Source organism: Trinickia sp., assembly GCF_057351765.1.
Window position 1 is genome coordinate 66,412 of record NZ_JBMRBK010000040.1, and the last position, 24,214, is coordinate 90,625.

Sequence of the window (24,214 nt, forward strand, 5' to 3'; positions counted from 1 at the left end):
ACATGAACGAGGCGGCAGCGGGCGAACGAAGGGTCCGCTGCCGATTCGCTCCGTATCTGGCGTATGCTTGTTTTTTCGGAATTCCGGACGAGGGCTTTCATGCGCATCGAGACATCGTTTCTGTTCGATCTCGACGGTACGCTCGTCGATAGCGTCTATCAGCACGTGCTTGCCTGGAAGGAAGCGCTCGATGCCGAGGGCATCGATCTGTCCGTGTGGCGCATTCATCGCAAGATTGGCATGAGCGGCGGACTGTTCGTCAATCAGTTGCTGCGCGAAACGCACGACGAGTTCACCGCGGATCGCGTCGAGCGGCTGCGCCAGGCCCATGCCGCAGCCTATCAACGGCTGCATGCGCAGGTGAGACCGCTGCCCGGTGCGATCGAGCTGCTGAAGGCGTTGACGCGTGCCAACATCCGCTGGGCCATCGCCACGAGCGGGCGCATGGAAACGGCGGCACTGAACCTCGAATCGCTCGGTGTCGATCCGGGCACGACCGTGGTCGTCACGCGCGATCAGGTCAAGCACGCCAAACCCGATCCCGATCTCTTCATCGCGGCGGCCGAACGTCTCGGTGTATCGATCGAGACCGCTGTCGTGGTGGGCGACAGTGTCTGGGATATGCTCGCGGCCCGCCGTTGCCGCGCGCTCGGTGTCGGCTTGCTATCGGGCGGGTATGGGACCGAGGAACTCGAAAAAGCCGGCGCGCTGCGCGTCTATGAGGACCCGGCCGACTTGCTCGCGCATCTGGATGAAGTGGCTGCGCGCCCGTAATCGGTAGGCGAGGAACGCTACGGCTTTTTACCTTTTGCCACCGCGCCGCGTACTTCGAAGCGAACCGTATCGGCGCTCGATCCGTCCGCGTCGACGAGTTCGAGCACATGGCGGCCCGGCCACGGCAGCCACGTCAAGCGGTCCCCATGGCCCAGCATCTTGCCATCGAGCCGCCAAACGCTCGCCTCGGAGGCCCCGCGTGCACGTTCGAAAACGATGCGCTGCCGCGCGGGTGGAATATCGGGATCCAGCGCGAACAGCGTTCCGTCGGTGGGCGAGCTGATGCGAGCCGCCCCGTTCGCGCCATGCATGTCGCGCGATACGCCACCCCGCGCGTCCATTGCGTGTATGGCGGGCTCACCCGCCGATCTGGCATTCGCCGCCAGATCGACCACCGGCATCTGCGTTCCGCTGATGAACCATTCGTCGCGAGGGGGCTCGATATTGCGCTCGAAGCTCACGCGCGCTTGCACGACGCCTTTCGGCGGACGAGGCGCCGCGCTCGGAACCCGTCGATGCAAATACCCGACAATCGCCGCCCAGATCGGCGAAGCGCCCGTCACACCGGATACGTCCCACATCGGCTCGCCATCGGCATTTCCGACCCAGACACCCACCGTATAACGCGACGTGAATCCGACGGTCCAGTTGTCACGCATGTCCTTGCTCGTGCCGGTCTTCACCGCCGAAAAAAACCGCGTATGCAGCGGACTGTCGAAGCCGAACGTGCGCGTCCTGGCATTGTTGTCGGACAGCACCGTCGTCACGACGTAGCTCGCCTCGGCGCTGAGCACCCGCGTTGCCGCCTGTGTCGAGCGCGGGTCCGGCGGTTGGGCGCAACCGGGCAAATCGCAGGTAGGCGCGACGATCCCACCGTTGGCCAGCGCGCGATAAGCGTTCGTCAGCGAGAGGAGCGTCACGTCCGCGCTGCCGAGCGCGAGCGAATAGCCGTAATAGTCGCCGCTTTCGGTGAGCGGCAAACCCAGCGCGCTCAGCGTCATTGCGAAGCGATGCGGCGTCACCATCACCAGCGTGCGCACGGCCGGCACGTTCAGCGAGGAACCGAGCGCAGTACGCACGCTGACCCAGCCTTTGAAATCCTTGTCGTAGTTTTGCGGAATATAAAGACCACCGCCCGCGGCCAGATCGAGCGGTGCATCGTCGAGCAACGATGCCGTCGTGAGTCGCCGCTCGGCGATCGCCTGCGCATAGAGAAACGGCTTCAGGGTCGAGCCGGCCTGGCGCCTCGCCAGCACCGCATCGACGTCGCGCGCCCCCGAGAACGCACCCGACGAACCGACCCAGGCCAACACCGCGCCCGTCGCGTTATCGAGTACGACCGCCGCGGCATCGTGCACGTTGCGCGGGTGAGCCGGTGCATTGAGCTCGACGATCGTGCGCGTCAGTATCTCGTTCGTGAAGCGTTGAAGTTTCGCGTCGAGCGTCGTGACGATTCGGGCACCCGCGCCCGGATGCGTCTCATTGGCGACGCGACGCGCAAAATGCGGCGCAAGCATCTGCGTTTCGGGCGAAACCGACAGCACGGCCGGAGCCGGCCGCGCGAAGGCGAGTTGCACGAAGCCGCCGAGGGTAGCGCAGCCCGAGGGCGCCTTCATATCGCGCAGAATGCGGCAGGCGCGCGCGGCAACCTTGGCGGGCGAAGCATTCGGCGAGCGAATCAACGCGGCGGCAACGGCTGCCTCGCGTTCGTCGAGACCCGAAGGCGCCTTGCCGAACAGCGTGATCGAAAGCGCGGACAGCCCGATCGTCTCGCCCCGAAACGGCACGAGGTTCAGGTACGCCTCGAGAATCTGATCCTTGCGCCAGCTCCGTTCGAGCCAGAGCGCGCCGACTGCCTGCTTCGCCTTTTCCGTAACGTTTCGGTGTCCTGAACGTTGCCGTTCGTCATCGAGCAGCCCCGTGAGCTGCATCGTGACAGTGGAAGCCCCGCGCGTGCGCGTATTCCACAGATTGCCCCACGCGGCGGCCGCGGCACCGCGCCAATCGACGCCGCTATGTTCGTAAAAGCGCTTGTCCTCGGACACGACGATCGCCTCGCGCAAGGCGGGCGAGACGTCGGCGAGCGCCACCCACTCGCCGCGCCGCTCGGTATCGTCGATTCGCGTGCGCTGCAGCGGCACGCCGTCGCGCGATACGAGCACCCAATCCGAACTGCGCCACTGGCTGCGCACGGTCTCGAACGACGGGAGCGCGTGCGCGGCAAGCGGCATCGCGAGCGTCAGCACGACGAGCGGGCGAACCATCGCAACGCGCCACGCTTTCAACCTGAACATATTGCCCTCGATCGCGTGCCGACGCATCGTCCCTCGCTCCCCGTCATTTCGCCGGCGCGGGCGGTTGGACGACGACCGCTGCATTCGGCAAGACGCCAAAACTCGACGGCGCGTAAAGCGCTTCGACACGCGTCGGCGGCAGGCCGAACGTACCGACGTTGTTGAGCCGGACCGTGTATTCGACGGAGAACTTGCCCTTAGGCACATAGCTGTAATAGGCACGATAGCCATCGTAGCCACGTTCGACGAAATCGGGCCATGCGCCGCGTTGCGCCTTTTCTCCCACGGTGGCGGCCTCCGAATCGCGCCCGAGGCCCGAGCCGAGAATCGTCGCGCCGGCCGGAACGGGGTCATCGACGACAACCCATGTCATGTCCGTCTGGGCATCGATATCCAGATGCACCCGCACGATGTCGCCGCGAGTAGTGACGCCTTTGACCGCGGGATCGACAGGCGTCACCGTCTTCGCGATCCGATAGCCCGCGGCGAACGGCGCCTTCAGCTCGACGGCGGCCAGGCTCTCGACGGTGGCCCACGGCTTGCCGGTCCCCTCATGCGTGAGCGTCAACGGGACCGGTGCGCTGCGCGCCTCGGGCGGCCACGCCAACAGCTGAGCGCGCGTATCGGCCGTTTTGGTGGCAGCCGTAGCCGCCGAAGCCGTCGCTTGCACCGCCGATCGCGCCGAAACCGACGATCCCGCCGTTGCCGCGGCAGCGGGCTGGCCCCATGCGACGGTACTCGCGTTCGGCCCGAACTCCAGCTTCGTCTTCCCCGTCACGGCGACGCTTTCGAACGCGCGCGAAAACCGCTCGACGGCAAACGAGCCGAGCAGGTTCGCCGTCGTCGTCTGCCATGCCCCATGCTGTTGCAACGCAAGCAGACCGGCGAGAAGTCGCGGCATGTCGTCTTTCCAATCGGGTTTGTCGACGAACGTCAGCACCGTGCGTGCCGCATTGCTCTCGGGGCCCTCCATCAGCCACCAGAGGTCGTCGGTGTCGGCCGTCGAAAAAGTCAGGCGCGTGCCCTGGTAGGTGAGACGCGAGCGAACGATCTGCTCCACCTGCGCGAGCTTTTCGTCGCGCCGCGCGATGTCTTTCACCCGCGACAGGATCGCGTAGTAGTCGAGCACCGCGGACGTCGGCCATTGGTTCGGCGCGATCTCGATCGAATCGAGCATACCCGCCCGCGCGAACCCGTAACGGGACAGCGCTTCGATCGCCGCCAGCTTGCGCAGGTCGAGATCCTTGCGCGGCGCCCACGTATTGCGCTCGATCCGCCCTTCCACGAAATTGACGAGCCCGCCCTCGAGCTTGGCGCGCAGATCGTCGGGCAGCGCGAAACGCGCATCGAGCCTCGCTGCTTCGTCGCTCGCGTCGAGCAAGTAGGCCGTCAACGTCGTGCTGCCGGTATTACCGCTGTCGTCGCTAGGCGGGAAGTAGTTGGCAAGGCCGTCGCGGTCCAGGTAGACAGGCATCCTGGCCACGACAGCCTGCCATTGCGCCGCATCGCGCAGGCCGAGCGCGCGCGAGGTTTGCTGCTCCAGACACCTGTACGGATAACGCTCGAACCATCGGCGCACGCCGGGCATGCCGTCGGAAAGCTTCGATTGCAGCGACACGGCTATGCCGCCGCGCAACGCGCCCGCCTGCGTGGCGGTGGCATTCGGCGGCGCGGCGACCGGCAGCGAATAGGTACCGTCGATCTGAGCGAGCGTCGCCTGCTGCACCGTCACCGGTATCGCCGCATCCACCCGTTGCATCACTTTCAAGGCATCCGAAGCGTGCGGCCCGCCTTGTTCCGTGGCTCCGATACTCCATGTCAGCGCGGCAGGCGTCGCCTCGGCGGTGCCGTCCGGCGGCGTCGCGAGCCACGCGACCTCGCGTGCCGAGTCGGGTCCGACCTGCACGGTCTGCGGGGGCAAATCGAGGCCCTTCACGCTCGGCGTGACAACGACGTTCATCGCGCGCGTAGTCGTGTTGCGCACGGTGAACTGCGCACGAAAGTGGTCGCCCTCGCGCACGAGCGGCGGCAACCCGGAGATCAGCTGCAGATCCTGAGTACTCCTGATCGATGCGGCGCCCGTGCCGAACGTGCCGTCGCCCACGGCCGCGATTGCGACGATGCGAAAGCTCGTGAGCGAATCGTTGAGCGGCACGTCGACGAATGCCTCTCCGTTCGCATCGAGCGTCACGCGCGGATTCCACAGCAGCAGCGTATCGAAGAGCTCGCGCGTCGCGCCATGCCCCCCGCCTCCACCCGCGGGCACCGCCTTGCGTCCGAAATGGCGACGCCCGACGATCTCCATCTGCGCCGTGGCCGTCTCCACCCCGTATGCACGCCGCTGCAGCATGGCATCGAGCACGTCCCAGCTTTCGTTGGGCATCAACTCGAGCAGCGCTTCGTCCACGGCCGCAACGGCGATCTGCGTGCCCGCCGGCGCCGCTTTGCCGCCCGGCATCCGCACGCGCAGCTTCACATGCGCCTTGCCGCGCACCGTATAGGACTTCGCATCCGGCGTGACGGTGACCGCGAGCTTGTGAGCCGCGGTGCCGACCTTGATCTCGGTCAGGCCATATCGGAATGCCGGTTTCGACAAATCGACGAGCGGCGTCGGCGCTTCATACCGCCTGCCTTCGTACCAGAACGCCCTCGCCCATTCGAGCGGCGCTTTCCAGCCCCACGTGAAAAACGAATACCAGGGCACTTCATGAATCCGCCCGCGCAGCGCCAAGACCGAGACGTAGACGTTCGGTCCCCATGCCGGATTCACTTTCAGCGTGACGGTCGGATCCTTGCCGTCGAGCTTCACGACGTGCGTTTCGATAATGCCTTCCCGCTCCACGGCAACGAGTGCCGTGGCGAAGCGAAACGGCATGCGCACTTGAAAGCGGGCCGTCTCGCCGGGTTCGTAAGCGGTCTTTTCCGGCAATACGTCGATGCGATCGGTGTTCTCTCCTCCGAACCAGAGTTCGTCTTCGCGCGTGACCCAGATCGATGTCGAGGCCGTCGACGCGTTGCCGTCGCCGTCTTTCGCCGTCACGACGAGATCGACATTGCCGGCTTCCTTGATCTTGGCATCGCAGCTCATGAGGCCATGGTCGTCGCTCTTGCCGCTGCAGAGCGTGCCGAGGTCCTTGGTCTCGGTGCGATTGTCATAGGCATAGAAGCCGCCGACCATGCGCTTGCGCGACGAGATCGTGATCCGCGCAATACCGCGTACCTCGAGCGGCACGCCGGCACGGGGCTTGCCTTGCAGATCGACGGCGAGCGCCTTGATCGGCACCGCATTGCCGACGGACACCCATTGCCCGGACTTCACGCCCGCCACGACGGCGGCGGGCCAGAGCGTTGCATTGCCGCTGATCGTTTGGACCTCGCCATTCGGGTCAGCGAACGTGGCCTCCAAGACGAGGCTCTTCGGCCCATCGACGGACGGGATGTCCTTCAGCGTGAGACTGCCGGCGCCGTTGCGATCGAGCGTCACGGGTTGCTTGTCGGCAATCAGCTTCGAACCGTCGTCGCCCGAATCGCGTGCGCTGGCCTCGTCGTCCGACGATTCCGATGTGCCTGCATCGTTGCGGGGCACATAGGGCTCGAAGCTGAACTCCGGATAGGTGTCGGCAAATGTCGGCGACGTGCGCCGGGTCAACGCGGAGACCTGTACCGGCAAGCCCGATGCGCCGCCACCGGACGTGTACTCGATCTGCAAGGCAAGCGGTGCCGACTTGGCCGCCACGAGGGGATGAGCCTTCTCGTCGCGCACGGCGATCGTGCCTTTGAATACCGGCAGCCGAAATTCCTCCACGCGGAAACCGCCCGATGCGTAGCTGCGGCCAGCGCGCTCGCCCGAATCGTCGTCACTGTCTTCGTCATCGGTGGCTTCGTCGCTGTTCTCGCGGTTGCCGACACTGTCGTCTTGGCCGTTCTTCTTGCCGGCATCTTTCGAGGCGTTTGCGGCGGGATCGACATCGTCCAGCGAGACGCTGTATTCCCCGAGCTTTGCCGAGGCCGGAATGGCGAACGTGGAATCCGCCGTATGATCGGCTGTCCATTTGAGCGGCATGCGCCACGTCTGTCCGCTGCCAAGATGACGAATCGTCACGCGCGACGGATAGCGCTTGGGGAAAGCGAGACCCTGCATGGTCTCCACGCGGATCATATGCTTCATCGAAACCGTCTCGCCCGCGCGCACCAGCGTCCGATCGAAGACCGTATGGGCGCGTACCGTCTCTTGCGCGCTCGTATCGGTGGGCACGTTGAAGCGCCAGGCCTCGATGCCGCGATTCCAATCCGATCGAACGAAGGCCATATCGCGGCCTGTTTTCGGATCGTCGACGCGGGCCGATATGAACAGGCCCTCGAAGCTGTCGTCCCGGCATTTCGCGCGAGCGTCGAGCGGCCCATCGGTCTTCATGACTCCGTTGACATCGGTCCTGCCCGAAGCGAGTTCGTCGCCGTTGCAATCGCTCACGCGAATATCGGCATTGGGCACCGGCTGCCCACGATCGAGCGTGGTCACCCATACGACGCTGTTCGCGCGCCCACGCTTGAAATGCACGCCCAGATTCGTCACGAGCACCGCGGTACGCACGTACATCGGCGCCTTCTTGCCCAGGAGCGACGCCCCCAGTGCGGGCGAGGCCAGTTCGATGACATAAAAGCCGGGCTTCGCCACCGGAATGCCGACTACTTCGAACGGACGCAACGTCTTCGGGTCCGCTTTAGGCAGCGTCAGCGTTTCGATGTTCTGTTGACCGGCAAGCAGCGAGAGCGAGCGCAGGTCGATTTGCGGATTCTTGCGATCCTGCTTGGCGTCGTCGGTGCCGCCGGTGCGCGGGATCGTGACCGGATGCGGATTGTGCGTCAGCAGCCCGGGCATATGCTCATCGATCCACTTGCGGTCTTCGGTGAAGCCGTCGAACCGGTCGACGTTGCGCATCCAGCGTCGAATGTCGCGATCGGCCTCGACGCGCATCTTCGCGAACTGCGCATTGCCCGCGTTGAGCCCATCGACGTGCAGGTCCGCCTCGACATTGCGCAGCGTGATCGGCACGAGCGCCGGCGTGTCCGGCTCCGCATAGCGCTCGATGATGCCGAATGTCCCCGATGAAAACTTCGCGAGCGGCGGCATGGGCGCCGTCATGGTTTTGAGCGGGAAAAGATCGGCGTTGGCCAGCGCCCGGCCGCTCACGTCCTTCAAATTGGAGGGCGCACGGATGATCAGCTCCGCTCGCTCGGGCAGCGGCGCCGCGAATTCGACCGTGTTCGTTTGCGGATCGTTGTTATCGGGCGAGAACGACGGCTTCATGTCGCCGTTCGGGCCTTTCATACGGAACGCCTCGGCATCGGCTCGCGAGATCGGCGCATTGAACTGCAGCCGGACCGGCCGCAAGGGAGTACAGGGTGCTTTGGCGTTTTCGCGCTCGCAGCTGAAGCCGGCCGAAAAAGGTTCGCGCACCGTATAGTCGAAGCGGCGTTCGACATCGTTGACGAGGCCGCTCGGGCTCGCGATCCCTTTGCCGTAGACGAGTTGCGCGTTCGTACCGGACGGCAGCGCCTGCTGGCATTGCAAGGTCAATACCTGCGCCGCTTCCTTTTGCAGCACAAATCGCTTCAGAAGCGCGGCGCGTGTCGCCGCATCGACGTTCTTGACCGGAATGCGGTTGCCCAGCCCGCTCGATTCGCACCAGATGTTCCGTTGCACCGAGTCCGCCGTCGCCGGGCCGTTGAGCCGCAGCACGAACGCCTGATCCTCTTCGATCTCGCCGCCCGACGGCTCGATCGATTTGACGGACGGCCCGCCCGTTTCGAACGTGAAGTGCTTGGGGCCTTTCAGCGCATTGCCTGCTGCCGATTTCAGTCCGTCACCCAGATCGACGGTGCACGACACGCCCGGCGGCAAATCGGCGTTGAAATCCCAGGCCCAGGTCTTCTCATCTATCCAGCGCGCGTGGCCGGCGCTGGCCGAGGGATCGTTGCACTTGACGCGTGCCGGCGCGGGTGCATCGGGCGAACCGAACGCCGCCATGGCTTCGTCGAACTTGACGACGACCTGCCGGGCCTGCGCCACCTTGCCTTGCGGCGTGACGCGCGTCACGCGGGCAGCCTCGGCCCGCCACCCCGCTGCCGCCATGAGCGCCAATGCCGCGACTGCCGCGGCGGCCCATCGGCACCCCATCCCGATCTTGTTGTTCTGCATCGACCGCGCTCCGTTTTACTTCTTCGATTTATCGATTGAGCCGCAAGACGAGCACTACCGCCATCCACAATTTGGTCGGTAGCGCTACGATGCGTGAGATTCTAAAAGACTATCGGGGAGACAAGGCTGTCCAGTGACAGGACAAAGCGGGCAAGGAGGAAGATAGCCGCCGGTCGGCCTGGTTCGCTTTCGACCGGCCAAATGCGACGACGGCCGCCCCTGTTGGGACAGCCGTCAGCGGCATGATGTCAGTCGCGGTAGTGGTGCTTGCGATGGTGCCGGCCGCGGTGAGCGCCGTAATCGTTGGAATACGAATTCGCGCGCGAGATGTGGCCGCCGAGCGCCGAGCCGGCTCCGCCGCCAGCGGCCGCACCGATGATGCCGCCGGTGCGCCCGCCCAGCGCATTGCCTGCCGCCGCGCCTGTGCCGCCGCCCAGCGCGCCGCCGACGATCGCACCCGTGCGTTCGCGGCGATTCGAAGTGATGGCCCCGCCTGCGCCGCCGCCCACGGCACCGCCGATGACCGAGCCGGTGCTGCCGCCGACTGCGCCGCCGACGGCAGCGCCGGCAGCGCCACCCAGTGCACCGCCGAGCGCATTGTTCAAATCGCCGGCGAATGCCGGCAGCGAGCTCAACGCAGCCAACGCCGCGAAGGCGGCAATCCGAACGTTTTTCTTCAACATATGAGGCCTTTCGTCTTTGTTTGAATAACGGCGCGCAGTATAGCGAGCCGCCGAAAGGCAAATGTTGCTCAACGGTCCGGAGTCCGTAAGAGATGTAACGAAATCCGGCAGGCCGCACGAGGTTATCCGTAATTATCCATTTCAGGTATAATTACCCACACTCTGGATAATTCTGGATAACTCCATGGAATTGACGGAACTGTGGCACTTCCCGCGGCCCGAGCTGGCGAGCGCCTATCTCGCCACGCTGGACGCCGGGCTCGTCACGTCGACGACGATTTTCGCGCCGCGCCGTACCGGCAAGACAGCGTTTCTCTTGCGGGACCTCAAACCGCTGGCCGAAAGCGCGGGCTACACGGTAGTGTACGCCGACCTCTGGCAAACGCGGCAAACGCCGGGCGCCGCGCTCGCGCGTTCGCTCGAAGAGGCGTTGGAACCGCATTCGCTGCTCGAAAAGGTCCTGGCGCGGCTGCAGGCGCCCGTCAAATCGCTCAAGGGTAAGGCCGAGTTCGGCGGCGCCACGCTCGAAGGCCACATCGAACTCGAAGACGATCACAAGCGGGAGATCGGGGATACGGCGCTTTTGATCGACGCGCTCGTTGCGGAGTTGACGAAGCGCCGGCCGGTGCTGTTTCTGATCGATGAGGCGCAATCGCTCGGCCGCAGCAAGGAGGGCGAGGAAATGGCGCGCGCGCTGCGCACGACGCTGACGAAGCATCAGCGCCGGCTTCGCATGTTGTTTACGGGTTCTTCGCGCACGAAGCTCGGTCATGTGTTCACGAATGCGAATGCACCGCTCTACTCGGCCGCGAGTACGGTGCAGGACTTCCCATTGCTCGGCGACGAGTTCGTCGATTACATTGCCCGGCGGTTCAGGGAATCGACGAAGCGCAAGCTCGATACAACGGCGGCGCGCGATGCCTTCGAGTTGTTCGGGCGGCGCCCGGAGCCTTTGATGGAAACCGTGCTTGCACTGATGATGAGTCCGGCGCTGACGTTTCCCGAAGCCATTGCGATGCAGCAGGAGAAGTTGGCGCGCACCGAGAATCACGAGGGGACCTGGAATTCGCTCGACGCGACCGAGCGCGTACTCGTGCGGATGTTCGCGGACGATCCTTCGATGAAACCCTTCGCGAAAGCGACGCTGATCAAAATCCGCAAGCGCGTGGGTATCGACGACTTGCAGCCGACCCACATTCAAAAGGCGTTGGGCCGGCTTGCGGAAAAGACGGTCGTGGCGAAGACTCCGCGCGATGTCTACGAATTCGAGAACGAGAGTTTTGCGGACTGGGTGCGCAATATCGTCGACTGAACGGCAACGCGCACCAGTGCGCTATGCGTGGCCCAACGATTCGAGCCACTTCAAGCTCTCAGGCCTACAGGCCTTCAGGCCAGTCGTTGCGTGTAGCAGGCGGCCAGGACAGCCGTTCGACATTGGAGCCTGGATCGTAGACAATCCTCGCATTCCTAACTGCTTAGGACAGGAGCCGCAATGTTCGACCTTTCCTCGTTGAGCACCTTCGTTGTCATCGTTCTCGGGCTGTTTCTCATTCCCGGTCCCGCGGTGCTGCTGGTATTGAGCCGCACGGCTCAGGGCGGCCGCAAGACGGGAGTCATGACAGGCCTCGGGATCGCAACCGGCGACTTCGTACATACCGTCTTCGCCGCGGTTGGCCTGTCGGCGGTGCTGATGACTTCCGCGCTCGCGTTCAACGCGGTCAAATTCATCGGAGCGGCTTATCTGATCTATCTCGGTGTTCGCGCGATCCTCGAAAAGCAGGGCGACCCCTCATTGCCGAAGGTGCCTGCCGTCACGCCTGCAAAAGCCTTCTTGCAGGCAGTGCCCGCCGAAGTACTCAACCCTAAGACCGCACTCTTCTTCCTCGCTTTCATGCCTCAGTTCGTGCATCCCGAACGAGGTTCGGTCTTTTTGCAGTTCACCGTTCTAGGACTTATTTTCGTCGTCTTGAGTTCGCTGTATACGACGCTTCTCGCACTTTCGATTCGACCATTGGGCCGAGTCGTGAAGCGACTGTCCTGGATTAGCCGTTGGCAAGGAAAAATCGTGGGCTCCATCTTCATATCGCTGGGGTTGAAAGTCGCTACCCAACATCGATAGGCCATTGGCGAATGACCGCTCTCGGGACGTTATGGCAAGCGCATTCTTGCGAGAAGCGTGTAGCTCACGAAATCGAATATCGATTCTGAGGACCGGCGACATACTGCTTCTGCGCCATCTCGAGAACCTTGTCGCGAAACTCGTCAAAGACACCCAGCACCGAGCGCTCGTCCGACCCGACGCCAGGCTGCAGGTTTCTGAGCATGGCGTCGTCGATCATGAAAGTAATTTCGCGCGAATTGTCGTAGCCCCAGAAACACACGCAATGCCGGGAGGCATCGTAGCTACGGCTCGGATTGGGAAACTGAAGCATGATGGTCAGGCTTTCGGGGGCACAGCCGAGTAGCGCCATTTACTTGCACTGGAGTCGATCGCAGCGTCACTGAGGCGTCGCTGCTCGGCTCTGGCTGCATCCGCAGTCTCGAGGGTACGCGCACGTGTGCTGCGTTCGATGGCGTCCTGGCTCGGTCTGGGAATTCCGGCCGGAGCACGTTTAAGTCGCGATTGCATGATGACGTCCTGAAGCAGAAGGCCACGCGTCGGCGGCCAGTCTCCCCACTGTATACCCTTTGGCTGACACCGACGTCTTTATTTGCCCGGTGGCGCTTCGGCCTGGCGATATCACTGACGCTTCGAAGCCTCCTTCTTCAGCTTCTTCGCGTCTTTCTTTTCTTTTGGCGTCTTGGTGGCCACTTTCTTCTCCGTCTTTTTGGCGTCGTGGGCTTTGCTCATGATGGCCTCCTTCTATATAGGTATCTCAGTGTACGGCGCGACGCGCTTTCCGTCCAACGAAACAGGGGCGGCAATGCCGGCGTCACCGGGCCCTGGAGCCGGGTATCAGGACGGTTTCATTTGAACCGCCGATTCAGCAGATGGTAAACTCGCCGCGCGTCGTCCAGCCTCCACACCATGACTTCACGATCCCGCAACCACCTGACCGCATGGCTTGGCCTCGTTGCCATGTGGCTCATCGTGCTCGCCCCAATCGTGAGCCAGTTGGTTGTCGCCGCGCATCGGGACGATCCGAATGCCGTGCTCTGCTCAGCGACGCAACCTGCAGCCGATTCCGCCCACGTCACACATGCCGATCCGCTGGCGGCCTGCGGCTATTGCGATTTGATGGCCAATCACACGGCGATACCGGCACCGCCGCAATCGCTACTCCTGTTTATTACGGTCGTCGCAATAGCGGCTATCCCCACGCTGTCCATCCGCTTTACCCCTCTCGGCGCGTTCCCTTCCGGTAGACCCCGCGCCCCACCCGTCCTCTCCTGAATTTCCGTTACTCGCAGCCCGTCCGACGCGCCTGTCGAAGGCGCGCGGCTGTTCGTTCAACGACTTCAGGAAAATTCCATGCGGTACTTCGCATCGCGAAGGCTGCGCGTTCGCGCGCGCCGCCATGCACGGTTCGTCACGTTCGGACTGTTGCCCATTTCGCTTGTCGCACCGTCGGCGTTTGCAGCAACAACCGACGTCAATCCGGCCCCGGCTTCAAACGCTGAGCAGGCCCACCCGACCCCATCCGCATCGCCCATAGAACGCGGCGCCACGGTCTTGCCCCCCATTACCGTCAGCGCAACGGCCGACAATGCTCGCCTGGGCCCCACCGCCCTTCCGAACGCTCCCGGTACGGTCGAATCCGTCACCCCCGAGCAGTTCGGAAACTGGAACGTCGTCAACACCGAGGACGTGCTGAAGCAGATGCCGAACCTCGCAGTGCGCAAGCGTTTCATCGGCGATTTGAACTCGATCATCGCAGTGCGCGGCGCGAGCAATACGCAAAGCGCGCGCGGCCTCGTCTACGCGGATGGGCTGCTGCTATCGAATTTGCTCGGCAACAGCTACTCGTTTCCGCCCCGTTGGTCGATGGTGTATCCGGCGGAAATCCGCCAAGTCGATGTCGGCTATGGACCGTTTTCCGCGCTGTATCCGGGCAACTCGCTCGGCGCGACGGTGCTCATCACGACGCGCATGCCCTCTCGATTCGAGGCCGACGCCAACGTCAAAGCGTTCACGCAGCATTTCAGCCTCTACGGTGTGAATCGGAACTTCAACGGCAGCGAGGCAAGTACGTCGATCGGAAACCGCATCGGCAAGTTCTCGTTTTTTATCGGCGCGAATCACCTCGAAAATACCAGTCAACCCTTGCAGTTCGCGACGCTCGCGCAATCGACCGCCCCGGCAAAGCCGGGCGATGTTCCGGTAACGGGCGCCTACTTCTACAACAATCAGACGAACGCGCCCACTACGGTGATCGGCGTGAACGGCGAAGGCATCGAGCACACCGTCCAGGATCAGCTCAAGCTCAAACTGCAATACGACTTCACGCCGACCTTGCAGGGAGCGTTCACGCTCGGCTACTGGCATCAGACGTACAACAGCCAGACCTCCACGTTTCTCTTCGATGCGCATGGCAGCCCCATATATAGCGGGCGCGTCGACATCGGAGGATACGAATACAACGTCCCGGCATCCGCGCTTGCCCCCAGCCTCGGATGGAGCGAGAACTGGCTGTACGGCCTCTCGCTGAAAACGCGCAATGCAAGCGGCTGGAATGGCGAAGCGATCGCATCGTATTACGACGTATCGAACGCTGTCGCACGCCTGGCAAATGCAGGCGGCCCGGGTAATGGCCCGGGTACCGTGACGTTCGGCGACGGAACCGGCTGGAAAGCGCTCGATTTGAAAGCGACGTGGACGCCGCCATCCCCGTTGCCCGGTCTCGCGAATCATGCGCTCGCATTCGGTTATCACTACGACGACTATTTCCTCGATAACGAAACGTTCAATACCTCCAACTGGCGCGATGGCAGCGCCCAGAGCTTTGCCAACTCGTTCAAGGGGCGCACGCAAACGCAGGCCGTCTACGCGCAGGACGCATGGCGCTTTGCGCCGCGGTGGAAACTCGTCTCCGGCTTACGTTACGAAGACTGGCAGGCATACAACGGCGCACAAGCGCTAGCGGGCACCAGCGTTCCATACCCCGGTGCCGATCAACACCGTTTTTCGCCGAAAGCGTCGCTATCGTTCGATGTGACGGACGAGCTGACGCTGCGAGCTTCGATCGGGCGTGCCTATCGCTTTCCCACGGTCAGCGAGCTGTTTCAAGGAAAGATCAACGGCTCGTCGATCGTCAATAACAATCCGAATTTGCAACCCGAGGACGACCTATCGAAGGAGCTGGCCGCGGAATGGGCGCATTGGAACGGACTCTTCCGGCTGTCGCTCTTTCAGGACGATGTCAAAAACACGATCTTCAGTCAGACCGATACAACCGTCATTCCGAACGTCACGAGCTTCCAGAATATCGGCAAGGTTCGCTCCCGCGGTGTCGAGCTCGGTTATCAGGGAGAGGATGTCGTCGTGCACGGCCTCGATTTGATTGCCAGTGTGGCTTACACGCAATCGAAGATTCTGGCCAATGCGCAAAACCCGGCGACGGTCGGCAAGTACTTCTACCGGATTCCGCTCTGGCGCGCGAATCTCGCGGCGACCTATCGAATCGGCGAACGCTATGCCGTGACGCTTGCGGCCCGCTACTCGGGCCGCGAGTACAACACGCTGACCAACACCGATTCGAACCCGAACGTATTCGGTGGCACCAGCACTTATACCGTCGCGGACGCGAAGTTCACGTTCCATCCGACCAAGCTCAGTGAAATCGGCGTCGGCGTCGACAACCTCTTCGACGCCCGCTACTTCGTCTATCACCCCTACCCCGGCCGCACCTTCTATATCGAAGGCCGGCTGCGCATGTAAAGGAGGCACCTATGTCCATTGTCCCAACCATCGTTCGCGCAATGCCAGCCTCCACGCAGTCCAGCCGTGGATACCGCACGCTGTGGCGCTGGCACTTCTATGCGGGCTTGTTCGTCATGCCGTTTCTCGTGGTGCTGGCCATCACCGGCACGATCTATTGTTTTCAGCCGCAGATCGAACCGTTGCTCTACCCGCATCGACTCGTAGTGACGCCCGGCGCTTCGGCTCGCCTGAGCGAGGACGCTTTGCTTGCCAAGGCTCGCGCTGCCATGCCGCCCGAAGCGGTAGCGACGACCGCGCGCATCGCCACCGGCGCCGAGCGCAGCGCCGAATTCATTTTCAGGCTGCCGAACGGCCGCAGCGAAAGCGTCTATGTGAACCCTTACGACGGGGTCGTGCTCGGCACGCTCGACGTCGACCGTCGCTTCATGCAGGTCGATCGCATGATTCACCGCAAGCTGCTGCTCGGCAAACCGGGCGAACTGCTGATGGAGCTCGTCGCATGCTGGACGCTCGTGATGATCGGCACGGGTATCGCGCTATGGTGGCCGCGCGAACGTGTGCGGGAGGGCACTGCCGCTGCCCTGCGTGCGGCGCTGGTACCTGACTTGACGCGCCGCGGACGGCCGCTATGGAAGACCATCCATGCGACGCTCGGTATCTGGCTGGCCATCGGCGCATTCGCGTTCATCGCGACCGGCCTGCCGTGGACCGGTTCGTGGGGCAAGCAGTTCAAGGCGCTGGCCACCAGCGCCAACCTTGGCTCCCCACCGGGGGCATGGGGTGGTATGCGATTGCGCTCGAATGTGCCGGGGCACTTGGCCGCTTCCGCGGCCGCCGTGCCTCGCGATGCATCTTCGTCCGGCATGGATTCGATGCCAGGCATGACGATGGACGATATGCCGTTACCGCGGGTGCCGTGGGCAGTCGGCGCTGTGCATGTGCCGAACGCGCCCAATGCCGGTGCGCCCGGCGCTAAGCCGCTATCGCTCGCCCGAATCGTTGCGCAGACGGCCGCCACGGGACTCACGGACGGCTACGACATTGCGCTGCCGCGCTCGCCCGAAGGTGTTTATACCGTGTCGTATTTTCCGGCCGACCCGAAACTCGAGCGCACGATTTATATCGATCAGTACAGTGGCGAAGTGCTGAAAGACATCCGCTACCGCGACTATGGCGCCATCGGCAAAGCCGTGTCGTACGGCACGTCACTGCATATGGGCCGCTACTTCGGTCTGGCGAATCAGGTCGTTTGCTCGGCCCTTTCGCTCGGGCTCGCCGCGCTGGCGCTGACGGGCTGCGTGATGTGGTGGAAGCGTCGGCCGTCGGGCACACTCGGTGCGCCGGCCCGCGAACGCACGCGCGCGTCGATGCGCGGATGGTGCGCCGCGCTCGTCGTGCTTGGCGTCGTGTTTCCGCTGATGGGTGCGACGCTCGTCGTCGTTGCGCTGGTCGATCGTTTCGTGTTTGCGCGCGCGGCCGGCGCCGACTCGGAAGCGTCGATTGAACTACGCAACTGAGAGCGACTTGTTGCGATGCCTCGCCCCTCAGCGGGCGAGCGCCCGCGACATCTCGTCGATCGGCATGACACGTATCGAGTTGAGCAGGCGCATCTCTCCCGCATCGGGCGTCGCAACGCGCAGGACTGCGTTGAACGTTTCGTCGACACGCGCGCGCAACGATGCGAGCATTGCGTCGAGCAGGCGCTCAGCGCCCCGAGGGGGCAGTCCCAGCTCATCCGCGAGCTTCAACATGTTCCGCCTGGAGATGTCCGCGAAGTGCCTGGCATCGCCGACGGGCATGGTCAGTTCGCAGTTCGGCCACTGATCTCCGCGCTCGGGCTGATACGTCCTGGTGTGATACACGACCGTGCTCACGATGTCATAAAACGGCGCCAGCATGTAGCCGAGCGGCGTCACGAAGAACGACAAGTTCTTCAAGTGCGCGTCGCCGTTACCGACAAGCACATTGAAGACAGCCCACCGAAAAATCTCGAGGCGGGCATTGGCGCGAGTGTTGGTGCTTTCTATGGCCTCCCGCAGTCTTTGTGCATTGGCGCCCTCGTACTTGAAATCCTTGGCGACGTTCAGCAACTGGGCAGCGTCGATGACGTGTAGTCTTCGTGTGGGCCGCGTCGTCGTATCCCGATCGAAACGGTCGACAACGTAGCACGGTGTCGGAACACGAACGAAGTATGTCGTGGGTACCGGCAATTCGACAGCGCGCGCAAGGCGCATGCAGAAAAATTCGTTGATCGCCGAGTGCGGATAGCCCGCCGCGCGGGAGTCGGGCTTGAGCAGCTGCATCGATGGTTCACTGCCCTCGGGTTCGAAGAGTTCGCATGCGGGCGGCTCGCCGTGCATCGCCACGAGCAGCTTCGGCTGTGCCCCTGCTGCCGACATACGCTTGGGCGCGGCTGCCGTCAGCGGCCTTTGCGGCATCTCGCGAATACGACTCTCGAGATCATCGAAAGACAGCGGCCTCAATCCGCCAGGCGGCTCATTTTCGTCGGGTGCGAGCAGCGTAAGCGCACCGGCCGACTCGCGCCCGTAGTAGGCAAGGAGGCCCCAAGCGTCGCTCCGGTCGAGCTTCGCCTCGCGCGCAAGTGCTAATCGCATGCCTTCCTCGGGAAGGAGATTGTCGAAGAACCACTGCACCGGACGATTGCTCGATCCATCTACGAAGGGCTCCTCGCGCAGCGGAAACGCGGGCGACAGCTGGAATGCGTTTTTGGAAGCGAGCCATGCCGGGTCGTAGGCGAAAGACCAGATATCGTCCCGATCTTCCAGGACCCCCATGCGCTCACGATTGGCCCATGCCACGAGTCGTCTATTTGGCATGCGGGCTCCGGCGGGTGCGACGGGCTCGCTCCGCTACCTTCGGCGAAATGGCAACCGATGTCTGAGCACGCAGCATGATGCCCAGTTCGGAGAGCAGGACGAGGACCTTGCCTATCTGAGCTGTCGGCTTTCCTGACTCGACGTGGGTAATGAACTTCGGCGACAGTCCCGTCACGTTGACAAGGTCGTCGCGCGTGAGCCCCTGCGCCATGCGCGCCGCCCGCACGACGTTGGCAAGCGCCCCAATGTCGGTAATGGGAAAATCCGATTGTTCCATGACGGGCTCTCGCTTCGTATCCGATCGGGTACATGATAGCAAAGAGCTCCGCCCAAGGTCACTAAAAAGAACCGAGCGGGTACGAACGTCGTTCCGTCTCGCCGGCGAGGCCCGTCCGTACCCGATCGGATACGAAATCGGCTCGGCAAGCGCTAACCTGCAGATTTCGTATCCGACCGGGTACGAACGCGCAGCGCGCACCCGCTAATCAGCCCCCGCGTTCCCAACGCGAGTTCAACATGACGCTGCACACGTTTACGCGTTCGAAGCTCGGATCGCGATAGGCCAGAAAATCATCGTTGAAAGTGCCGAACGTACTACCCGGGCGATGCTTCATGCCGTGATAGAACGCGTCGATCATCTTGTCGACGAAATCAGCGCCTCGGGGATACGCCGCAATCACCGCGTGACGTTCTTCGTCCGTCAACTCGTCGAATCCACGTCCGGCCACGTCCATCCCCGCTCCGGCCTGGACCAGGGCAATTTCTCCGTGCATGTGCTCCGGAATCCCTGGCGTCGTATGGAGGGCAACGGCGGTCCATACCTTATCGATGTCGGACTCCGAAATGCGATGGCTTCGCAGAAAATCGCGCGCAGCGTTCGCGCCGTCCACTTCGAATCGAAGCTGGCTCTCGCGATAGTTCGATGTGAGTCCGATGTCGTGGAACATCGCCGCGACGTAAAGCAACTCCGGATCGAACTCCACGTTCTTTCGGCTTCCGAGCAGCGCGCCCCAGAGATACACCCGAGTGGAGTGCATGAACAACAATTCGCTCTCGGTGTCGCGAATGAGTTCCGTGACTTCTCGCGCCAATTTGCTTTCGGGGATCGCGATGCCGGACATCCCGTTCGCTGACATAGTTACCTCCGTCGCTCGATTACCCATGGGTCGCAATCTACGCTTCACTCGGGCCATCAAACAGTGCCAAGATTGGACATCCGGAATGCACCATCATCGACATGACACGCCTCCCCATTGGCCTCGATCGTTCGGCAAGTACTCCGCTGTCTGCGCAGATCTATCGCGCGATTCGTCATGCGATAGAGTCGGGACAACTCGCGGCCGGCGCGCGTCTGCCCTCCTGGATCGATTTGGCCGCGAAGCTAGGCGTTTCTCGAGGCACGGTACGCGCGGCCTACGATCGGCTCATCGATGAGCAGTTCGCAGTCGCTTTGGGCGCAGCCGGTACGCGCGTAGCGGACCGCCCGCCCCTCGCCCCAACGCCCGGCTGGACCCCGGATGCACCGCCGCTTCCCGATCTGTTCCACGAATTCGGCGCGGCGCCCGCGGCATTTCAAATGGGTGTCCCGTCGCAGGAAGCCTTCCCGTTCAAGCTATGGTCGCGCGTGCTCACGCGCGCGGCACGGCAAACGGCGGTGGCGCCCGTCGGATACCCCGATCCTCGCGGCGATCCCGACCTTCGAAGGGAAATCGCAGCTTATCTCGGTGTCGCACGAGGCCTCCGGTGCAATCCGTCTCAGGTTTTCGTCACGGCAGGGTTTTCCGGTGCGCTCGGCCTCGCGATTCGCGGACTCGGTGTCGAGGGCAAGGATGCATGGATGGAGGATCCCGGCTTTCCGCTGACGCGCACCGCGTTGGGCCTGGCGGGGATGACCGTGACAGCCGTTCCCGTCGATGCCGATGGGCTCGATGTCGATGCGGGCATTCGACAGTCGGCGCAATCCGCCCTCGCAGTCGTCACACCGGGCCAACACGCGCCGCTCGGAATGGCAATGTCGCTTCCCCGTCGGCTCGCGTTGCTCGCATGGGCTCAGCGAAACGATGCATGGATCATCGAGGACGATTATCTGAGCGAGTTGCAGTTGCAGGGCCGAGCCGCGCCCGCCCTTGCATCGCTGGACCAGGACGGACGGGTGCTGCATGTCGGCACCTTCAGCAAGACCATCAGCCCGGTGCTTCGCCTGGGCTTTCTCGTCGTCCCACTTGAAACGGTGCGTCGATTCGGCGATATCACGGCGTGCCTGACGCCGGCTCCCGCGGCGTTCATGCAGCACGCGGTAGCGGAATTCTTGCGCGAGGGCCACTATCTTCGCCACATTCGCCGTATGAAGCGCCTTTACGCAGCGCAACGCGACGCCCTGCTTCGTTGCCTGAACGAGGTGGCGCCCAGCTCGGTGAAAATCCGGGCGGCCGCGGGCACCGCCGTCGTGATGTCCGTTCCCGATTCCGCGTCCGACGTGGATATCGCTGTACACGCTCTGCAATTCGGCTTGGCGCCCGCCCCTCTTTCCCCCTGGTTCATGAACCCTCCGCGGCAGCAAGGGCTGCTACTGGGCGTGACCAATCTCAATGAACGGACGATGGTCGCCCACTGTCGCCGGCTCGTGGAGTTGGTTCATGAGCGACGCTGACGAACTCGCCAACGGGCTCGCGCATCGCATCATGGTTCATAAAAAATGTTCGTTTTTGGTTCTTCCCGATGGTCCAGCGCGCAATCACAATGCAAGCACTTCAAGGAGAACTCGTTATGAAAATACGATCAATCGTCGCTGCGATGTGCGCTGGCCTCGCGCTCACTTTTTCCATCGCCATGCCGGCTACCGCTCGTGACGCGGGCGTGACCGTGACGCCGAACTTCCAGCATGCCATCCCCAATATCCCCGGCAAATCGGTGACCGCCGTCGTCGTCGACTATGCCCCCGGCGCGGCGTCGTCGGCGCACGTGCATGCCAAGTCCGCTTTCATTTATGCCTATGTCGTATCCGGCGCCATCGAGTCTCAGGTCAACGACGGCCCGAAGCGCATCTACCACGCCGGCGAAAGTTTCTTCGAAGAGCCTGGCGCCGTTCATCGTGTGAGCCGCAATGCGAGCAGCACCGAGCCCGCCAAATTGCTTGCGGTGTTCGTGGTGGACAGCGGCGACAAGGCACTTACCACCCCTCTCAAGTAAAAGGAGTCACAGATGAGCAAACGCCTCGACTACGCCCAAATCGCACCGGCAGGCGTCAAAGCCCTCGGCGGTGTCTACAGCTACATCATGCAGAGCAGCCTCTCGCCTGTTCTCGTCGACCTCGTCTATCTTCGCGTTTCGCAGATCAACAACTGTGCGTATTGCCTCGATATGCATACCCGTGACCTGCTGAAAAAAGGTGTAAAGGTCGAAAAGCTCGCGCTGGTGCAGGCGTGGGCCGAAGCCGGCAATCTATTCGACGAACGTGAGCGCGCCGCCCTTGCGTGGGCCGAATCGGTCACACGCGTCGCCCAGACCGGCGTACCCGCGCAGGATTACCAGGCCGCCCGTGCGGTGTTCGACGAACGCGAACTCGTCGATCTGACGATCGCCATCGGCTTGATGAACACTTATAACCGCATGGCAATCAGCTTCCGGAATACGCCTCAGGCGGTGCTGGAGCAATGAAACGCGTGGCTGGGTTGCGTGGCGCCCGTCTTCCAGGCCGCCATGAAACCCCCGCGGCAAAACCCCGTTACGCTCGAAAAAAGGGGCGCCGGCAACGCAATGGAACCGGTTGCAACCGGGCCCGCGCCGGGCTATCGTCACGTTTTCCCGTACGCACGTGACGCCGCCCCCGCCCGCCTTGAATCCCTCCGCCACTCCCTTGCCCTTCCGGGACGCACTGTTCGCGATGCTCGGCATCGGTCTCGTCAACATGCTCGTCGCCCTGGATCAGACCGTCGTCAGCACCGCCTTGCCATCGATCGTCGCGGAACTGCAGGGATTCCAGTTCTACGCGTGGATCGCCAGCGCCTATCTGCTCGCATCGGTCGTTACTGTTCCCGTATTCGGCCGCCTCGGCGATTATTTCGGCCGCAAGCGGTTCGTCATCGCCGCAGTGCTCGTCTTCACCGGTGCGTCCGTCCTTTGCGGGCTTGCCACAGACATGCGCATGCTCGCCATCGCCCGCGCGCTGCAAGGGATCGGCGGCGGGATGATGGTCGGCACCGCGTTCGCCTCCATCCCCGATCTGTTTCCCGACCCGCACGCACGCGTACGATGGCAAGTCGTCATGGCGGCCGCGTATGGAATCGGCACCGCCGCGGGGCCATCGCTGGGCGGCTGGCTCAGCCAGCATTTCGGCTGGCGCTCGACGTTCTACGTGAATCTTCCTGTGGGCGCACTCGCGCTTTACTTCATCTGGCGTCACTTGCCTTATTACCGCCGCGAGCGTCACGGCGCAGTCAAGATCGATTGGAGCGGCGCGCTGCTCGTAGCGCTCGTGCTCGGCGGATTCCAGACGCTCATCGAAGCGCTTCCCAAGGACGGCCTGACAACGGGTAATCTCGCGCTAGCCGGTGCGGTCGCCGTGCTCGCGGCGGCCTTGCTGATTTGCGAGCGCCGCGCGACGCATCCCATCGTGCCGCTCGATCTGTTTCGCGATCCGCAGCTCGTCACGCTCTTCACGCTCTCGACGCTGTCCGGCTTCGTGATGTTCTCACTGATCTTTTTTGCACCGCTGTTGCTGCAAGGCGGCTTCGGGCTTTCGCCGCAATCGGCGGGGCTGCTCGCCACGCCGATTGCCGCATGCATCGCAATCGGCAGCGTCATCAACACGCGGATCGTGGTCCGTTTGCCGCGCCCGACACTCGTGCTGACGATCGGTTACAGCCTGCTGGTGGCGGCATCCGCCGCCCTCGCGTTCGCTACGCCCCGCACGCCGCATTTGTGGCTTGAAATCGCGATGTCTGCCGTGGGTATCGGGCTGGGGTTCATCTTGAACAACCTCAACATCTTCGCCCAGGAAATCGCTGGGCGCGATCGCCTAGGCATTACGACGGCGCTCCTGCAATCGACGCGCATGGTAGGCGGCATGCTCGGCACGAGCATTCTGGCGACGATCGTCACTCACAGCTATGCGTCAGGCGTGAGCGATGCGTTGCAGACGCTGGGCCCGAAGGTCGCGACGCAATGGCTGCCGCGTCTATCGGACCCCCGCGTTCTGGTCGATGCGAACCTGCGCGAGGCGATGCTCGGCCAACTTCATGCGGCCGGACTCGATGGCGGCGCGCTCGTCGATGCCACGCGCCGCGTGCTCGTGCACGCGCTCCATATCGGCATCGGCATCGCCGGCTGCGCCGCATTGTGTGCGGTGTATTTGGTCAAGCGAATCGCGCACATCCGATTCAGGCGTGCGGCGACGGCGCCGAATCGCCAGGCCGCATGAGCGATCGAGTTCCAACTGGCGCGCTGGCTCGCTGCGGCAGCCGGAATTCGGAACCCGTAGACGGCCCGGTATAGTCCAAGCGCCTCCTACGCCTTCTCGCCAAGAGACAGAAGTGCCGATCTCATAC

General features: G+C 63.2%; 18 protein-coding genes. 11 read left to right on the plus strand and 7 right to left on the minus strand.

Annotation, left to right across the window (positions count from 1 at the left end):
- The first annotated feature begins 99 nt into the window (after positions 1-99).
- Entirely contained in the window at positions 100-774 is a 675-nt protein-coding gene (locus ACO1XS_RS10675) for an HAD family hydrolase (protein WP_173260481.1), read from the plus strand.
- Between the two features lie 17 nt (positions 775-791).
- Here the strand turns inward: ACO1XS_RS10675 and pbpC are convergent, their stop codons facing one another.
- The 3 genes from pbpC to ACO1XS_RS10690 all read right to left on the minus strand — a co-directional run bounded on the left by pbpC (position 792) and on the right by ACO1XS_RS10690 (position 9,950).
- Positions 792-3,068 (minus strand): penicillin-binding protein 1C, encoded by a 2,277-nt coding sequence (gene pbpC / locus ACO1XS_RS10680; RefSeq protein ID WP_486390651.1) that lies wholly within the window; start codon positions 3,066-3,068, stop codon positions 792-794.
- Between the two features lie 43 nt (positions 3,069-3,111).
- Positions 3,112-9,267 carry an alpha-2-macroglobulin family protein gene (locus tag ACO1XS_RS10685; RefSeq protein WP_486390652.1) on the minus strand — a complete coding sequence of 2,052 codons (6,156 nt, stop codon included), beginning with the start codon at positions 9,265-9,267 and terminating at the stop codon, positions 3,112-3,114.
- Between the two features lie 248 nt (positions 9,268-9,515).
- Positions 9,516-9,950: a hypothetical protein gene (locus ACO1XS_RS10690; protein ID WP_331573896.1), complete on the minus strand. Its 435-nt coding sequence runs from the start codon at positions 9,948-9,950 to the stop codon at positions 9,516-9,518.
- A 184-nt stretch (positions 9,951-10,134) separates the two neighbouring features.
- Between ACO1XS_RS10690 and ACO1XS_RS10695 the strand changes: the two genes are divergently transcribed.
- Together ACO1XS_RS10695 and ACO1XS_RS10700 are read left to right on the plus strand one after the other, a co-directional pair.
- Entirely contained in the window at positions 10,135-11,262 is a 1,128-nt protein-coding gene (locus ACO1XS_RS10695; RefSeq protein WP_331573898.1) for a P-loop NTPase family protein, read from the plus strand.
- Positions 11,263-11,442: 180 nt separating this feature from the next.
- Complete coding sequence (locus ACO1XS_RS10700) at positions 11,443-12,069, plus strand: LysE family translocator (RefSeq protein WP_331573900.1); 627 nt, start codon at positions 11,443-11,445, stop codon at positions 12,067-12,069.
- Between the two features lie 64 nt (positions 12,070-12,133).
- Here the strand turns inward: ACO1XS_RS10700 and ACO1XS_RS10705 are convergent, their stop codons facing one another.
- The gene (locus ACO1XS_RS10705) at positions 12,134-12,421 is read right to left on the minus strand and encodes a DUF1488 family protein (protein WP_331573902.1); all 288 of its coding nucleotides are present in this window, start codon (positions 12,419-12,421) and stop codon (positions 12,134-12,136) included.
- Positions 12,422-12,978: 557 nt separating this feature from the next.
- On the opposite strand from ACO1XS_RS10705, the gene ACO1XS_RS10710 reads away from it, so the two are divergent.
- The 3 genes from ACO1XS_RS10710 to ACO1XS_RS10720 all read left to right on the plus strand — a co-directional run bounded on the left by ACO1XS_RS10710 (position 12,979) and on the right by ACO1XS_RS10720 (position 17,348).
- The gene (locus ACO1XS_RS10710) at positions 12,979-13,344 is read left to right on the plus strand and encodes a DUF2946 domain-containing protein (protein ID WP_331573904.1); all 366 of its coding nucleotides are present in this window, start codon (positions 12,979-12,981) and stop codon (positions 13,342-13,344) included.
- Between the two features lie 78 nt (positions 13,345-13,422).
- Entirely contained in the window at positions 13,423-15,828 is a 2,406-nt protein-coding gene (locus ACO1XS_RS10715) for a TonB-dependent receptor (RefSeq protein WP_486390653.1), read from the plus strand.
- Between the two features lie 11 nt (positions 15,829-15,839).
- Positions 15,840-17,348 carry a PepSY-associated TM helix domain-containing protein gene (locus tag ACO1XS_RS10720; protein WP_486390654.1) on the plus strand — a complete coding sequence of 503 codons (1,509 nt, stop codon included), beginning with the start codon at positions 15,840-15,842 and terminating at the stop codon, positions 17,346-17,348.
- A 27-nt stretch (positions 17,349-17,375) separates the two neighbouring features.
- On the opposite strand, the gene ACO1XS_RS10725 is transcribed toward ACO1XS_RS10720, so the two are convergent.
- From ACO1XS_RS10725 to ACO1XS_RS10735, 3 genes are all read right to left on the minus strand, one after another.
- Positions 17,376-18,668 carry a HipA domain-containing protein gene (locus ACO1XS_RS10725; protein ID WP_331573910.1) on the minus strand — a complete coding sequence of 431 codons (1,293 nt, stop codon included), beginning with the start codon at positions 18,666-18,668 and terminating at the stop codon, positions 17,376-17,378.
- Positions 18,658-18,945 (minus strand): helix-turn-helix domain-containing protein, encoded by a 288-nt coding sequence (locus ACO1XS_RS10730; RefSeq protein WP_331573912.1) that lies wholly within the window; start codon positions 18,943-18,945, stop codon positions 18,658-18,660. The genes ACO1XS_RS10725 and ACO1XS_RS10730 overlap by 11 nt, the downstream gene beginning before the upstream one ends.
- A 208-nt stretch (positions 18,946-19,153) precedes the next feature.
- Positions 19,154-19,804: an HD domain-containing protein gene (locus ACO1XS_RS10735; RefSeq protein ID WP_331573914.1), complete on the minus strand. Its 651-nt coding sequence runs from the start codon at positions 19,802-19,804 to the stop codon at positions 19,154-19,156.
- A gap of 101 nt (positions 19,805-19,905) precedes the next feature.
- On the opposite strand from ACO1XS_RS10735, the gene pdxR reads away from it, so the two are divergent.
- The 5 genes from pdxR (at position 19,906) to ACO1XS_RS10760 (ending at position 24,087) form a co-directional block, all read left to right on the plus strand.
- Positions 19,906-21,318, plus strand: a complete 1,413-nt coding sequence (gene pdxR, locus ACO1XS_RS10740) for a MocR-like pyridoxine biosynthesis transcription factor PdxR (protein WP_486390655.1) — start codon at positions 19,906-19,908, stop codon at positions 21,316-21,318.
- Positions 21,305-21,517: a hypothetical protein gene (locus ACO1XS_RS10745; protein ID WP_486390705.1), complete on the plus strand. Its 213-nt coding sequence runs from the start codon at positions 21,305-21,307 to the stop codon at positions 21,515-21,517. The genes pdxR and ACO1XS_RS10745 overlap by 14 nt, the downstream gene beginning before the upstream one ends.
- Positions 21,435-21,857 carry a cupin domain-containing protein gene (locus ACO1XS_RS10750; protein ID WP_486390656.1) on the plus strand — a complete coding sequence of 141 codons (423 nt, stop codon included), beginning with the start codon at positions 21,435-21,437 and terminating at the stop codon, positions 21,855-21,857. Before ACO1XS_RS10745 ends, ACO1XS_RS10750 begins: the two co-directional genes overlap by 83 nt.
- Positions 21,858-21,869: 12 nt before the next feature.
- Entirely contained in the window at positions 21,870-22,325 is a 456-nt protein-coding gene (locus tag ACO1XS_RS10755; protein ID WP_331573919.1) for a carboxymuconolactone decarboxylase family protein, read from the plus strand.
- Between the two features lie 226 nt (positions 22,326-22,551).
- Positions 22,552-24,087: an MFS transporter gene (locus ACO1XS_RS10760; RefSeq protein ID WP_486390700.1), complete on the plus strand. Its 1,536-nt coding sequence runs from the start codon at positions 22,552-22,554 to the stop codon at positions 24,085-24,087.
- The last annotated feature ends 127 nt before the right edge of the window (positions 24,088-24,214 follow it).

What these genes read in the sequence shown, in the direction of transcription:
- ACO1XS_RS10675 (WP_173260481.1), top strand. Translation starts at nt 100, where the DNA reads ATGCGCATCGAGACATCGTTTCTGTTCGATCTCGACGGTACGCTCGTC.
- pbpC (WP_486390651.1), bottom strand. Translation starts at nt 3,068, where the DNA reads ATGTTCAGGTTGAAAGCGTGGCGCGTTGCGATGGTTCGCCCGCTCGTC.
- ACO1XS_RS10685 (WP_486390652.1), bottom strand. Translation starts at nt 9,267, where the DNA reads ATGCAGAACAACAAGATCGGGATGGGGTGCCGATGGGCCGCCGCGGCA.
- ACO1XS_RS10690 (WP_331573896.1), bottom strand. Translation starts at nt 9,950, where the DNA reads ATGTTGAAGAAAAACGTTCGGATTGCCGCCTTCGCGGCGTTGGCTGCG.
- ACO1XS_RS10695 (WP_331573898.1), top strand. Translation starts at nt 10,135, where the DNA reads ATGGAATTGACGGAACTGTGGCACTTCCCGCGGCCCGAGCTGGCGAGC.
- ACO1XS_RS10700 (WP_331573900.1), top strand. Translation starts at nt 11,443, where the DNA reads ATGTTCGACCTTTCCTCGTTGAGCACCTTCGTTGTCATCGTTCTCGGG.
- ACO1XS_RS10705 (WP_331573902.1), bottom strand. Translation starts at nt 12,421, where the DNA reads ATGGCGCTACTCGGCTGTGCCCCCGAAAGCCTGACCATCATGCTTCAG.
- ACO1XS_RS10710 (WP_331573904.1), top strand. Translation starts at nt 12,979, where the DNA reads ATGACTTCACGATCCCGCAACCACCTGACCGCATGGCTTGGCCTCGTT.
- ACO1XS_RS10715 (WP_486390653.1), top strand. Translation starts at nt 13,423, where the DNA reads ATGCGGTACTTCGCATCGCGAAGGCTGCGCGTTCGCGCGCGCCGCCAT.
- ACO1XS_RS10720 (WP_486390654.1), top strand. Translation starts at nt 15,840, where the DNA reads ATGTCCATTGTCCCAACCATCGTTCGCGCAATGCCAGCCTCCACGCAG.
- ACO1XS_RS10725 (WP_331573910.1), bottom strand. Translation starts at nt 18,668, where the DNA reads ATGCCAAATAGACGACTCGTGGCATGGGCCAATCGTGAGCGCATGGGG.
- ACO1XS_RS10730 (WP_331573912.1), bottom strand. Translation starts at nt 18,945, where the DNA reads ATGGAACAATCGGATTTTCCCATTACCGACATTGGGGCGCTTGCCAAC.
- ACO1XS_RS10735 (WP_331573914.1), bottom strand. Translation starts at nt 19,804, where the DNA reads ATGTCAGCGAACGGGATGTCCGGCATCGCGATCCCCGAAAGCAAATTG.
- pdxR (WP_486390655.1), top strand. Translation starts at nt 19,906, where the DNA reads ATGACACGCCTCCCCATTGGCCTCGATCGTTCGGCAAGTACTCCGCTG.
- ACO1XS_RS10745 (WP_486390705.1), top strand. Translation starts at nt 21,305, where the DNA reads ATGAGCGACGCTGACGAACTCGCCAACGGGCTCGCGCATCGCATCATG.
- ACO1XS_RS10750 (WP_486390656.1), top strand. Translation starts at nt 21,435, where the DNA reads ATGAAAATACGATCAATCGTCGCTGCGATGTGCGCTGGCCTCGCGCTC.
- ACO1XS_RS10755 (WP_331573919.1), top strand. Translation starts at nt 21,870, where the DNA reads ATGAGCAAACGCCTCGACTACGCCCAAATCGCACCGGCAGGCGTCAAA.
- ACO1XS_RS10760 (WP_486390700.1), top strand. Translation starts at nt 22,552, where the DNA reads ATGCTCGGCATCGGTCTCGTCAACATGCTCGTCGCCCTGGATCAGACC.